At 36.1% G+C, this 12,716-nt stretch carries 14 protein-coding genes; 11 read left to right on the forward strand and 3 right to left on the reverse strand.

Annotation, left to right across the window (positions count from 1 at the left end; genetic code table 11):
* The first annotated feature begins 211 nt into the window (after positions 1-211).
* Together QFZ31_RS01850 and QFZ31_RS01855 are read left to right on the forward strand one after the other, a co-directional pair.
* Positions 212-841 (forward strand): class I SAM-dependent methyltransferase, encoded by a 630-nt coding sequence (locus QFZ31_RS01850; protein WP_307300427.1) that lies wholly within the window; start codon positions 212-214, stop codon positions 839-841.
* A gap of 48 nt (positions 842-889) precedes the next feature.
* Positions 890-1,330 carry a YybH family protein gene (locus QFZ31_RS01855; RefSeq protein ID WP_307300429.1) on the forward strand — a complete coding sequence of 147 codons (441 nt, stop codon included), beginning with the start codon at positions 890-892 and terminating at the stop codon, positions 1,328-1,330.
* Between the two features lie 914 nt (positions 1,331-2,244).
* On the opposite strand, the gene QFZ31_RS01860 is transcribed toward QFZ31_RS01855, so the two are convergent.
* Entirely contained in the window at positions 2,245-2,997 is a 753-nt protein-coding gene (locus QFZ31_RS01860) for an IS3 family transposase (protein WP_307311321.1), read from the reverse strand.
* Between the two features lie 121 nt (positions 2,998-3,118).
* Positions 3,119-3,430 carry a helix-turn-helix domain-containing protein gene (locus tag QFZ31_RS01865; RefSeq protein WP_307300431.1) on the reverse strand — a complete coding sequence of 104 codons (312 nt, stop codon included), beginning with the start codon at positions 3,428-3,430 and terminating at the stop codon, positions 3,119-3,121.
* A gap of 722 nt (positions 3,431-4,152) precedes the next feature.
* On the opposite strand from QFZ31_RS01865, the gene QFZ31_RS01870 reads away from it, so the two are divergent.
* Positions 4,153-4,665, forward strand: a complete 513-nt coding sequence (locus QFZ31_RS01870) for a hypothetical protein (protein ID WP_307300434.1) — start codon at positions 4,153-4,155, stop codon at positions 4,663-4,665.
* A gap of 255 nt (positions 4,666-4,920) precedes the next feature.
* On the opposite strand, the gene QFZ31_RS01875 is transcribed toward QFZ31_RS01870, so the two are convergent.
* On the reverse strand, positions 4,921-6,846 hold the full coding sequence (locus QFZ31_RS01875; RefSeq protein WP_307300437.1) for a BglG family transcription antiterminator: 1,926 nt from the start codon (positions 6,844-6,846) through the stop codon (positions 4,921-4,923).
* A gap of 189 nt (positions 6,847-7,035) precedes the next feature.
* Here QFZ31_RS01875 and QFZ31_RS01880 point away from each other — a divergent pair, with 189 nt between their 5' ends.
* The 8 genes from QFZ31_RS01880 (at position 7,036) to QFZ31_RS01910 (ending at position 12,510) form a co-directional block, all read left to right on the forward strand.
* Complete coding sequence (locus QFZ31_RS01880; RefSeq protein WP_307300439.1) at positions 7,036-7,353, forward strand: PTS sugar transporter subunit IIB; 318 nt, start codon at positions 7,036-7,038, stop codon at positions 7,351-7,353.
* A gap of 20 nt (positions 7,354-7,373) precedes the next feature.
* A complete protein-coding gene (locus tag QFZ31_RS01885) occupies positions 7,374-8,591 on the forward strand; it encodes a PTS sugar transporter subunit IIC (RefSeq protein WP_307300442.1) in 1,218 nt (405 codons plus the stop codon).
* Positions 8,592-8,614: 23 nt separating this feature from the next.
* Positions 8,615-8,965: a PTS lactose/cellobiose transporter subunit IIA gene (locus tag QFZ31_RS01890; protein WP_307300445.1), complete on the forward strand. Its 351-nt coding sequence runs from the start codon at positions 8,615-8,617 to the stop codon at positions 8,963-8,965.
* 81 nt (positions 8,966-9,046) lie between these two features.
* Positions 9,047-10,492, forward strand: a complete 1,446-nt coding sequence (locus tag QFZ31_RS01895) for a glycoside hydrolase family 1 protein (protein ID WP_307300448.1) — start codon at positions 9,047-9,049, stop codon at positions 10,490-10,492.
* A gap of 54 nt (positions 10,493-10,546) precedes the next feature.
* Positions 10,547-10,813: a phosphocarrier protein HPr gene (locus QFZ31_RS01900; RefSeq protein WP_307300449.1), complete on the forward strand. Its 267-nt coding sequence runs from the start codon at positions 10,547-10,549 to the stop codon at positions 10,811-10,813.
* Between the two features lie 253 nt (positions 10,814-11,066).
* Entirely contained in the window at positions 11,067-11,204 is a 138-nt protein-coding gene (gene sda / locus QFZ31_RS33745; RefSeq protein WP_373459812.1) for a sporulation histidine kinase inhibitor Sda, read from the forward strand.
* A gap of 512 nt (positions 11,205-11,716) precedes the next feature.
* Positions 11,717-11,962, forward strand: a complete 246-nt coding sequence (locus QFZ31_RS01905; protein WP_307300451.1) for a hypothetical protein — start codon at positions 11,717-11,719, stop codon at positions 11,960-11,962.
* Between the two features lie 254 nt (positions 11,963-12,216).
* A complete protein-coding gene (locus tag QFZ31_RS01910; RefSeq protein ID WP_307300454.1) occupies positions 12,217-12,510 on the forward strand; it encodes a hypothetical protein in 294 nt (97 codons plus the stop codon).
* Positions 12,511-12,716: the final 206 nt, after the last annotated feature.

The raw sequence follows: 12,716 nt of genomic DNA on the forward strand, positions 1-12,716 counted from the left end.
AAGTAACTTTTTTAGACCCACTAACTAGCAGGTCATGATAGTAATCACTGATTGTTCTTATGTTGATAAATATCCCACGACGACCTCCATTAAAAATAATGCTTATTTAGGATTCTGAATCTCGTTTGATTGTATTCAGTTAAGAAGGATTTTCCAATCCAGTAAGGGAATTAATAATATATGTAACTTTTTTTAATAAAGTTGGTGAGTAATGGAGTTAATTGATAGGGTTAAGGGAATTATTGATAACCAGTACAGAAAACCTAAAGGACTTATTGGCACTTATATCGGTGAAAAGATGGTCCGGCAACATAAACCTGAAACATTATGGACTATAAAATTATTAAATATCCAACAGAGTGAAAGTGTTTTGGAACTTGGATGTGGTGCCGGGTACGCTATGAAACTTATCCTAGAACAAAGTATAGTAGGGAAAGTAGTAGGATTGGACCTTTCCCCGACTGTGATTCGGTCAGCTATGATTAGAAATAAAAAAGCATTAAATAATGAAAAGGCAAAATTGGTTCAAGCAAATGTAAAGAGTTTGCCTTTCGATGACGAACAATTTGACAAAGTATTTAGCATTCATACCATATATTTTTGGGATGAGTTAGCTGCCACATTATCAGAAATATTTAGAGTGTTAAAGCCTGGAAGTGTTTTTATACTAACCTTTTGTGATGGTGAAAACGGTGAGATATGGGATGATATAAGTAGCTTGATAGACGAACAATTAATTCCTATCATGAAGAACAAAGGTTTTTTTGAGGTAGCATTAGTAAAAGGTCCAAATTCAAGACAATTTCATACCGTGGCGGTTTCTGGAAAAAAGGAACTTTAACCATTATCCATAGAATTTCTGAAAATCAGTAAGGGGGGAGAGAACTGAATGACGGAGGTTTATTTAAAAGTTCAAGACGTTCTTAAAAATTACAAAACCGCAGTTTACGAAAAAGATGTTGAAAAATTCATATCCATATATACTCCTGAAATGCATATTTATGATTGCTGGGGGAACTGGGAGATCAAAGGGATATCTTCATGGAAGGAAATTGTGGTAGGGTGGTTTAATGGATTGAGTGAAGATGGTGTTTTACTTAAAGTTGATTTTAATGACCTAGTAGTTGAAGAAAATTTAAATCTCGCCTTTGTTCATTGTGCTGTAACTTTTGCTGCTCACCAAGAAGAATCAGGTGAGAAACTTCGTCAAATGACAAATCGGTTTACGTATGGTTTAAAAAAAGTAAATGACTCTTGGTTCATTGCTCATGAACACTCATCATTGCCCATAAATATGGAAACTGGTAAGGGAATTTTTAACTTGAAGTAAAAATGCTTTTATGCCTTGCTTATAGGGAACAAAATAATATTTAATTCCAAATCATCTTTTACTAATGGCGGCGATGAATAAACAAGGCATCGCTGCTTCTTTTTAAATTAACGATACAGGTAAGTTGAGGAATATAACCGAAGAAAAAAGCCCCTTTATTTAAAAGATTCAGCTTTTAGTTACTTTGGCAGCGTTATCTAAGGGGAATCTTTTGGCTTTTAATTCAAAGTTGCGAACACGCCTGTTATTATCATAATTGTTAATACGAAGTAACCAAATCCAATCTCCTTATTTTTGTCCCCGAGTATTTTACCTAATAAGCTTTCAATTAATTGATTAAGAACGAGCAAAGTAAAAAGTAAAGGTATAAGTAATAGTGGTTTTTTGTTTACAAGATTATAGTCGAAAAATAGAACAGCGCTAAAAACAAGCACAAAAGATATTAATCCACTTATATTATTAGAACCTCGTTTAAAAAGCCATTTGAAAAACTGTTTTAGAGAATTCAAAAATAAGTCGCCCCTTTTTTTGGAAAAATTCACAATAATCAATATATATTAATTGTAACTTACTTCCATTAAAATGAATATATAGTTAAAACAACAAGTATCATAGTAAATTTAGTAAGGGATAAATAGTGGAAGTACGAGGATGGCGCAGCGCTTCTTTATTGCTATTCAGCTAGAGTTAAAGTTTAAAATGTAGACATATAAATAGGTACCGGATAAGTTTGCACCAAATATATTTAATAATGCTATCAGAGCTTATAATGATTTTACCGTTTTTGGTAAAGGGGACGATGGTTATATCGTAACGACTCTAGTCTATATTACAATGAAATATTTTTTGATCCTGTTCAGATTCTGGTGCCTGTGGTCAAGCCCCCGAAAAATAGACATTGGAAAATTCGACGTTTATGATGCATTTTGGTAATTAAAATAATACATTTTAGGAGAAACGAATCCCATTCTTTTTTGGATTCGTTTTTCATTGTAATAACGAATATATTTCTTTAAATCATGTTGAAAGGAATCAATTGGGCTGTTTGGATAAAAACAAGGGAATTCCGTCTTTAACTGCGAAAAAAAGCTCTCAATGACAGCGTTATCCCAACAGTTTGCCTTCCTTGACATACTTGGTATGAAGTGGAGCTCCTTACTAAGATTGCGATACATGTGAGATCTGTACACACTTCCTTGGTCGCTATGGATTAGGACCCCGTCCAATGTATCCAATTTTCGCTTTTTCTGTGCAGCCATAATAGTCGCTTTTATCAAGTCCTTATTAGGACTTGAACTCATTTCAAAGGCAATTACTTCGCGATTAAATAAATCCATTACCGCAGAGATATACAACTTTTCCTGACCCACCAAAACCTCTGACATATCTGTTACCCATTTTTGGTTGGGATGAACGGCGTCAAAATCCCTATTTAATAGATTTTTATAGACATAGCCTGCAGATTGTTCCTTAGATTCATGAGTAGTTTTTGGTTGCCTCACCTTTGCTTTCAAATTGGCCTCATTCAAGAGTCGCGCTACTTTTTTGTGATTTATTATTATGCCCTCGGCTTTTAATGCTCGGGATATTCTTTTGGCTCCATACGACCCTTGTGAAGGAAATAAATCCTTTTTACTTGTTTTAAATCTTGGCGTTCTTCTCCAGATGGTTTGCGCTTAGGACGTTTAAGAAATGCAAAATAACCACTTGAGGAAACCCCAAGTATGCGGCATAAAAGATTGACTGGATAATCCTTTCTCAAATAAGAAATAGCTTCGAATTTCTTGCTTATTCGTTCCCTTTGAGAAAGGCCTGGAACTTTTTTAGGATTTCTATCTCCATGTCTTTTTCTTTTATTTTCTTCTCCAACTCCCGGGTCTTCTTTATATCCTTTGACTGAGAAGGCTTCGAAATAGAGCGTGGATTCACAAGACCCTGCTCACCATTATCCTTAAAAGAGATTACCCAACGATTCACTGTATCCCGGTGTAAATCTAGTTCACTTGCAACCTCAGCCACTGGCCTTTTATTTTCCAGCACTTGACGCACTGCTTCCAACTTAGTTTCGACACTATTATGTGATGATTGTTTTTTTCTCATGTTAATTGTCCCCCAAAGAAACTCAGATATGTCGTATCTTCATCATACTCTATATGTCTATTATAAGGGGGTCAACCACTGTTACTTGTCGAAAATTACATTATCGAGTAGTGACAAGCATAACTGCTTGAGACCTGCGTGCCAGGTCTTCTGTGAAGACGGATATGCTAGGGGTGTGTAAGCCGAACACACACCTACAGTGATAAACTGGAAAAGTACCATTAGGAAGAATTGGATCTCCGTCGTGATGTACCCCAGACTTTTTTAGCATCCTCATCAAGTTATGTCACAAGACAGAATAAATTTTGAGGGGGATGGACTATGGGTACAGCAATACTAATCTTACCTTCAAAAATTATATACTGAAAAACGTAAAAAAACTGACGATTGCTTAGGGGAACTATTTGGTTGATAGTCGAGGTCTTTTCTAATATAAAATAAAACTTTAGTTTTATAGGCCATACCGCTTTTTCTTCCGGAAAAGAGTCGTTAAATCCATCCCTAGTATCTCGGCACATTTTTTTAACGGTTTATCCAAGTCTGTACCGTCTGAAACGTTAGAAAAGGCTAAAGCTACTCTGGATGTAGAAAACGTAAAAATGAATACAGAAAACTCTTTTCCTAAGATCCTAATCGGTCTCGTAGTTATTAAGTTTCTTTCTGCCTTATTCTACATGGCTATGGCTTTTAACGTATCACCATATATCATTAATGAGTTAAAGATGGGTTCCTCGGCTCTAGTTGGAACTGCTACCACTTTTGCGACAATCATGACTATTATTGGTTCTTCCCTTGTATTTGTTTGGATGAGGATTTTTAAGGGTGCCAGCACACTGGTAGCGGCACTAATAATAGGCGTATTCTCACTGTTCGTTGTGATGTTCCCTACTGTTCCTGGTATTATTATTAGTTGGATGCTGCTTAGTGTTGGAATGAACAGCCATCACTCCAGCTATGGTTCTGTTTTAGCCATGGCGCCGAAGGGAAGGGCTGTTGGTATTGCGACCGGCCTGTTTTTTGGTGCAACGTTTGTAGGGGAGGCGCTGTGCGCATACGTAACCCCTTGGATGGCAGACCTGATATTTGGTTCTAGTCTACCTTCTACAAACATTAAAACTGGCGGCATACTCTGTATCGTCTTCGCATTCATTAGTTACCCATTCTTCAAGAAGACCTATAAACTTGCATTTCCAAAAGTCAGCGAAAGTAAAGCCCAGGCGACAGTTAACTTATAACCGAATTGATATTAAGTCATCCTATTTCAATTATCTGCTTGCTAAGATTCCGCTATAAACAGTAGCCGGAATTTCTCCGCCTATGAATTCTGAATAATTTAATTATCAGTTATATAAGAAGCAGCTGGATGAGGATCCAGCTGCTTTTTTATTTGGCTCTGGTAAAACTGAACAGTCGAATAATAATTGAAAAAAGGGAGTACAAGTCTTCCCTGAAATAGCCTGTGCTTGTCAAGAGGATGTTATTTGCCAAACTCATTCTTCCATTAATAATAAAAGGGTATTTATAAACTTATCATAATTGTTGGATCTTAATAACAGGTAAACATTTTCTGGTTCTGATAATATCTTGATAAAACTATCATAGGTATCCCTGAAAATGTTTCTCTCTTCTTTATTCAGGGCAATTAGCGCGATAATTTGAACAGAATTGCTTCCCCAATTCACAGGTTTGTCATTTAATACAATCGAAATAGCAGACTTTAATGCGTTCATTTGCATCGAGTGTGGTACTGCTACGTTATTATTAAATGATGTTGAGGACATTTTTTCCCTTTCAATGATGTCGTCAATGCTCCCTTTTTCGATAAACCCTAACTGAACCAATTTATCACCAAGAAACCTGATCATTTCAAATTCATTTTTTAAGTAAATGTTATGTTGAAACAAATGGGGATCGAATAGGCTGATTAAATGTTTTTTCAACTTCGTACGACTATGTTTTTTATAAATTTTTGCTATACCGTGCTGAATTTTCTGGATGTCCTCTTCTAAAAAAAATGGATTTAACTGGACAATTTCCTGTTCCGTTCTTTTGGGAATCTGGATCGTTGTGATAATCAAGTCTGAGTCAATTTGCCCGAAATCACTATCAAGTTTGGTAATTACTCTACTTATCTCAATTTGTTCTCCGAAAGACTGCTCAAGTCTTTTTAACATGGGGATGTGCATATTGTAATACTCTGGACAGATAACGGTGCAAGTTATTTTATTTTCAAGCACTTTTTGTCGCTCTAGAAAGGCCCCGATATGGAAGGCGATATAGGCGATTTCGTCTTCGTTGATTTGAATATTTTCCTTTTTTTGTATCTCATTTGAAATAAAAACAGCAAGGTCATAAATTAACGGATAAGATGATTTAATTTGCTTGGTTAATGGGTTTTTGGACAAATAATTATGCTTTGCCCGGTTAATTAAATTGCGTATATGCAGAGTGAATTTTATGAGAAATTCATCACCATAAATATCCACCATGTAGTAATCTTTTACTTTTTGAATGATTTCATTTACTAAATTAATATAATGCTGCTCAATATATTCTCCAAGATTTTCGGTGTTTAGGTTGTCATAACTCAATACCGTTGCCTTGCTGATTAAAAGAATCGTTAAGTAGTAAAGTTCTGCTCCTTCAAACGATGTCCCAAATTCAGATCTTATTAACTTGGCGATATCCAATGCCGCCCTATATTCTTTTGTTTCGGACAACGCCCCTATGTTTTCTTCCGAAATGGTTCGATGTTGGCTGACTCGTTCTGTTGCGATCACAATGTGGAGGAGGATGTTTCCAATTGTGTACTCATTTACATAAAGATTATAGGTGGCCAGCACTTGGATTAGCTCTTCCTTGAAATCTTTTAAATCATAACCAAAAGCGGATTGGATACTTTCTAAATGCAAAAATTGGTCTTGCGTTTCCTCGTGAAAAATATGGCTCATCAACTTTCGTTTATCTCGTTCCAGGCCACTTAAAATAATTAAGTCACCATCTCGTTTGAAGGATAAACTAAATTTTTCTAAAAGGTTTTTGGCCTTTTTTAAATCGCCTTCAATCGTAGATGTACTTACATAAATTTCCTCACTCAGGTCAAATATATCCATACCCTCAGAATGGGCAATCGATCGCTTTAATAAATAATAGAGCCGCTCCAGTGGCGTGAGTCCTATAGGTGTTTCTTTAGGTTCTTTACGCAGAATATCATGGTAAACGATTTCATTTAATTTGTACCCATGGTTAGAGGACATAATCAAAACGGATGGAGAGGTGGTTTCGTTTATTTCATTTACATATTTACGAACGCTCCTAGTGGATACAGAGAATTGTTTAGCGAAAATATCTGCTTTTACCCAATCATTCTTATTTAATAAGAATTGTAAAATATCTCTCTCTCGCTCCTTTTTCATGTTATAAAAACCCCCAAAGGTCTATTTATCGTTAGTTTTCCACTTGTTTATTGTAAAAAATCACATAATAAAATGAAAGGTTAAAAAAGTTCCTACACCCTGGAACTTTTTCAACTTGAGCGGAAGTATAAAAAAGTAAGACAATGACGTCAGAAAGTTAATTCAAATTTTTCTTGGGAGGAAATGATTATGGCAGAAAAGACAATTCTATTAGTTTGTGGTGGCGGTGCTTCCAGCGGATTCATGGCCCAAAACATTCGGAAAGCAGCTAAGAAAAGAAATGTTGAACTAAATGTAATCGCTAGAAGCGAGTCCGAGGTAGACGAATATTTAAATGAAATAAATGTCCTACTTATTGGACCGCATCTAAAATATATGGAAGAGGATTTACAAGGGAAGGTAAGTCCCTATAATATTCCGGCTGCAGTGATCCCGCAAACCATTTATGGTCTTTTGGATGGAAATAAAGGTCTGGACCTTATTTTGGAGCTTCTTGGCGAAAAATAAAATAGAACGGGGGTTATTCGGTGAACACATTTATTAATTGGATGAATCAAAACTTTACGCCAAAAATGAATAAAATAACGAGAAATGTGTGGGTTTCATCAATCCAGGAAGCCATTATGGCTATTTTGCCACTGATTCTTGTAGGATCGCTGATTACATTGATTTCAATCTTGAATAATTATTTTTCAAAAATGCCCAATTTTTCACCCATCACTACCTTTTCATTTGGTCTTATAAGTATATTTATTGCACTATTAGTTCCTTACTTCATTATGGAAAAAAAGAAAAAGAATGATAGAAAAATAATCTCAGGTTTGACAGGCGTTTCCTTATTTTTAATGCTGCTTGTACCTAAGCTTACTGATGACGGCGGTATTACCTTCACGTTAGAACGTTTTGGTGGCAACGGAATGTTTGTCGCTTTGATTGTGGGCCTTTTGGTTGGAGCATTCATGTATCTTTTTTCTAAGTTCTCTTTCTTTAAAGGTTCAAGTTCGCTTCCAGATTTTATTATTATTTGGTTTGACACGATTATTCCGATTACCATTCTTTTGCTGTTTGGATGGTTATTTACCTTCCAAATGAATGTTGATTTGTATGATTTAATCTTAAAAGCCTTTGAACCGCTGACGATGATTGCCCAAAGTTTTACCGGATTTATATTTATCACATTCCTTGGTATTTTCTTTTATTCTTTTGGGATCAGTCCCTGGATTTTGTATCCGATTATTTTTCCTATTTGGCTCGAGGGTATTCAAGCGAATATCGATGGTGCTGCTCAAAATATCCATACAATGGAGACCCTTACAGCGTGGGTGTGGATTGGAGGGATGGGTTCCACTCTGCCTTTGGTCCTGATGATGCTATTCTTGGCAAAGTCGAGCCAATTAAAAGCAATTAGTAAAGTAACCATCGTACCAAGTCTTTTCAATATTAATGAACCTGTCATTTTCGGTGCTCCGGTGGCGTTTAACCCTATATTAATGATTCCAATGTGGTTGAATGGTCTAATTATTCCTGCGATCACTTACATGGCTTTGAATTTGGATTTGGTGACAATCCCCGAAAGGCTTTTCCAACTTTGGTATATGCCTGTCGGAATTTCTTCCATACTAATTAACTCCGATTTCCGTGGATTATTATTATTAGCAGTAATTGTAGTAGTTTCTTGGTTGATTTGGTTTCCGTTTTTCAAGGTGTATGATATTCAGCAGTTTAAAAAGGAACAGGAACAGTAGAAAGGAATTTGGAGGTTTAGACAATGAACGATCACAGCTTAAATGATATCAATGAAGTATCGATGAAAATCATCCTAAATGCCGGTGACGCGAGATTAATCATTAAAGAAGCACTGGACTGTGTAGCAACTTGTGAATTTGGTGCGGCAAAGGAAAAACTTGTTGAGGCGAAAAAGAAAATGACTGCTGCGCACGCTGCCCAGACTGAAACGATTCAAGGTGAAGCACGCGGTGAGCAAGTTGTTTTCTCTCTCTTGTTTGCCCACGCACAGGACACCTTGATGACAATCATGAGCGAGTGGAATACAGCTAATCATATCGTTCGTTTATTTGAAGTGTACGATGAACGGTTAAGGAAGCTCGAAGAAAAATAAATCATGAGAAAATGCCAGGTGGTCGTACAATCTGGCATTTATCTTTTCAGGGTGATTGACAGATTAGGAGGGATTAAGACTATGAAAAAACTAGAATTTCCAGGAAACTTTTTATGGGGTGGCAGTATTGCTGCTCATCAATGTGAGGGTGCTTATCAGGCTGACGGAAAAGGTCTGGGCCATATGGATTTTGTCACAACAGGAAGCTATGGAGAGGAGCGTAAAATCACAAAGGTCATTGAGGAAGGAAATGTATATCCTTCACATGATGGGATTGACTTCTATCATCGCTATAAGAGTGATATTGAGTTATTTGGTGAGATGGGATTTAAAGCTCTTCGAATCTCAATAGACTGGTCCCGTATTTTTCCAAATGGGGACGATGAATTACCAAATGAAGAGGGATTGGCTTACTATCATCATGTGATTGATGAACTAAGAGCAAATCAGATTGAACCTATTATTACTCTATGTCATTTTGAGATGCCGATTGAAGTGGTACGTAAATACCGTTCCTGGTTAAGCAGGGAAACAGTTGAGTTATATCTACGATTCTGTGAAACAGTAATGAAGGAGTACAAAGGGAAGGTACGCTATTGGGTAACTTTTAATGAAATGAATCATTTAGAAATACAGAGTGACTTTTCTAATATTTTTACTTATATGATAACGGGATTACAGTATTCTGATTTACATGATAAAGAGATGCAGCTTGCTACAATGGGATATCATATGACGTTAGCTAGTGTTAAAGCAGTTAAAATCGCACATGATATTGATCCAGATAATCAGGTTGGTTGTGTTTTTGGACTCACTCCTTGTTACCCAAAGACTAGTAAACCTGCTGATGTATTACAGGCTTTTAAAGATACGGAAAGAGATCTCTACCAGGTTGATGCGATGTGCAATGGAGCGTTTCCTTTGTATAAATTGAAGGAGTATCAGAGGAGGAGTATTACGCTACCAATTCGTGAAAGTGATCATCGGGCCTTTAGGGAAGGAAAGATAGACTTTATTGGGTTAAATTATTATTCCAGTGACGTTAGTTCGGGGGAACGTGATGAAAACACTGAATCCTCTTTGTTTGGTGGAATTCCAAATGAGTATTTGGAGAAGTCATCATGGGGTTGGTCCATTGATCCAACGGGCTTAAGGTATATGCTGAACTATTTGTATCATCGATATGGCATTCCGATTATGATTACCGAAAATGGTTTAGGTGCTGTCGATAAAGTTGAAAACGATGGTAGCATCCAAGATGATTATCGTGTTGATTATCTGAAAAAACATCTAGAAGCATTAAAGGCTGCCGTTGAAGAAGATGGTGTCGATTGTTTTGGCTACTTAATGTGGGGACCAATCGATTTAGTTAGTGCTACTACTGGAGAAATGAAAAAGCGTTATGGATTTATTTACGTGGACAAACAAGATGATGGCAGTGGAACACATGAGCGAAGTAAGAAAAAAAGTTTCTACTGGTATAAGAAAGTTATATCGACAAATGGAGAGGATTTAGCTAGTAATTAATAATTACTTAATGTTCCTCAATAAAATTAAGATGTTATAGGGGAGTTATTGAAAATGGTAGAAAAAACATTTAAAGTAACATCAGAAACAGGAATTCACGCTCGTCCAGCAACGGTATTAGTACAATCAGCAAATAAATATAATGCAGATGTAAACTTAGAGTATAGCGGTAAAATAGTTAATCTAAAGTCTATTATGGGTGTTATGTCTTTAGGTATCCCTGAAGGGTCTCATATAAAAATTATTACTACTGGAGCAGATGAAGAACTAGCACTTATAGGAATTGAAGAAACATTAATAAGTGAGGGTCTAGGAGAATGATAAATTACACGCTGCCCAGCAACCATTTTGGTACAGTCTGCTAGCAAATTATGCAGAGGTAAAGCTAATATATTATGGGAGTCGGTCATGTGGAATCAAATATGACGATGAAATTATTATAAATGGATACGATAAATACAAGCATTGGAGCATCTGCAATAGACCTTAGTGAAAGAATCTCTTACTGAGTAATCTAAATAATAATAGGAGAAAAAATATTAAAGCAATAGTAAGTAATGAGGTGAATCATATTATGCATCAACTTAGCGTAGATGAGTTACTCAAGTTATTAAGAGATGCCATTAAGTTTAATCTAAAAACGGATTTTATTATGCTTATATCTGAAGAGTTAAACAATCGATTAATAACTAATATTGATAATAAAAAATAGATTGTTATGATAATATTCTTTACCTTCTCCATTCGAAATAGTCTAAGCAAGTGGAATATGAACATCTACACCTATGAAATATGTAAGAAATGCAATAAAACCTTGTATATTTTCGGTTTAATACAGTCTTCATAACTGCTTGTGACCTGCGTGCCCAGGTCTTGTGTGATCGATTTCCATGCAGACACGCCAAACCGGTAATATTATGGGTTATAGCGAATTCCTTACGCACAAAGACCAGAGGGCACTCGGCCTTTTTTCCTTTTGTGCTTATAATGAGGGTATCTAAGGTTTTTACCGCAATACCTGTATGGAATCCGTCAGGTGCTAATAGGCAAGAGTAAGGTACTTTTCTAAAGACAAGTTCTTAAAAATCGCAGTTTCATTTTACTGGCCGTGTTTTCTGACTTCTTATGATGTATGATAATAATAAAGATGGCAGATTTAGGGAGTAATCTAGTAGAATAGAAGAATGATACTAAACGTATGAATCGATGGATGGGGGGATACCAATGAAAGAATTTGAAGAAATACAAGTAACAAAAAAAGTTCTGAAATCTATCACTTGCAACAAATGTGGGGAGTCTAAAGAAATAACTGACTTTGGCTTCGAACAAGATGAATTCCATTCTTTTAATTTATCTTTTGGATATGGATCGGGTTTTGATGAGGAGAAATGGAAATTTGATTTATGTGAAAGATGCCTAGTTGATTTCGTTAAAACGTTCAAATATGCTCCTACAATTATTGAAATCTAGCGATTAATCGCTAGATTTTTTATTATATATACATGTTTTGTTTAAATACGAATGATTGAGGAGACCCGAAGTGGAATATCCTCACCCCGAAATCATTCCCAAAGCAAGTTTGGACCAATCACCAGAATAATACAAGGATACTCACGAATGCAAGCTCCTATCATGATTTTTTGTTCTTTTTCTCTCGAATATTTTCAGCATAGCTTGGTCAAAATACCATTTGTTACTAATTATGATGAAATGGGGCCAGATTAATGAAGGAAGTTTTACAACAGGTAAAAGAGGAACTAGAAAAGGCTTATGATAATCCACAATCCAACAATTTAGACCAATGCCTTCTTCAGCTTCAGGCTGCACGAGAACAGTATGGTGATAAAGGTAATATGATTGAGAACTGTATCACTGCAGTAACGCAAGCGAGAAATTCGATTGTGGCCTTGGAGAATGCAGGGGATGTATCTTCTGCCGCAGCCTTCGGTCAAGCGCACAATGCTCTTCAAAATGCGATAGAGTCTTACTCTGGTACAGATGATAATCAGTATAGATGAGGATGTCCAAAAGCATTGCTTTTGGACATTGATTTTTAATCATTTCCGGTAGGGAATAGAAGTTCCTGTGGTGTAGCTAACCTATAAAAAATAATACGTACGAATGTATCATGCAATTCTTGATAAAGCATCTTCGTGTTTTATTAATCGAACAATTTCTCTACAGCTCCGGTACCCATTCTAACGAGTGCATCTACTGTGTTGGC

Source organism: Neobacillus niacini (assembly GCF_030817595.1).
GTDB classification, from domain to species: Bacteria; Bacillota; Bacilli; order Bacillales; family Cytobacillaceae; genus Neobacillus; species Neobacillus niacini_G.

Coding starts and splice junctions, on each gene's coding strand:
- QFZ31_RS01850 (WP_307300427.1), top strand. CDS start 212: ATGGAGTTAATTGATAGGGTTAAGGGAATTATTGATAACCAGTACAGA.
- QFZ31_RS01855 (WP_307300429.1), top strand. CDS start 890: ATGACGGAGGTTTATTTAAAAGTTCAAGACGTTCTTAAAAATTACAAA.
- QFZ31_RS01865 (WP_307300431.1), bottom strand. CDS start 3,430: ATGAGAAAAAAACAATCATCACATAATAGTGTCGAAACTAAGTTGGAA.
- QFZ31_RS01870 (WP_307300434.1), top strand. CDS start 4,153: ATGGGTTCCTCGGCTCTAGTTGGAACTGCTACCACTTTTGCGACAATC.
- QFZ31_RS01875 (WP_307300437.1), bottom strand. CDS start 6,846: ATGAAAAAGGAGCGAGAGAGAGATATTTTACAATTCTTATTAAATAAG.
- QFZ31_RS01880 (WP_307300439.1), top strand. CDS start 7,036: ATGGCAGAAAAGACAATTCTATTAGTTTGTGGTGGCGGTGCTTCCAGC.
- QFZ31_RS01890 (WP_307300445.1), top strand. CDS start 8,615: ATGAACGATCACAGCTTAAATGATATCAATGAAGTATCGATGAAAATC.
- QFZ31_RS01895 (WP_307300448.1), top strand. CDS start 9,047: ATGAAAAAACTAGAATTTCCAGGAAACTTTTTATGGGGTGGCAGTATT.
- QFZ31_RS01900 (WP_307300449.1), top strand. CDS start 10,547: ATGGTAGAAAAAACATTTAAAGTAACATCAGAAACAGGAATTCACGCT.
- sda (WP_373459812.1), top strand. CDS start 11,067: ATGCATCAACTTAGCGTAGATGAGTTACTCAAGTTATTAAGAGATGCC.
- QFZ31_RS01905 (WP_307300451.1), top strand. CDS start 11,717: ATGAAAGAATTTGAAGAAATACAAGTAACAAAAAAAGTTCTGAAATCT.
- QFZ31_RS01910 (WP_307300454.1), top strand. CDS start 12,217: ATGAAGGAAGTTTTACAACAGGTAAAAGAGGAACTAGAAAAGGCTTAT.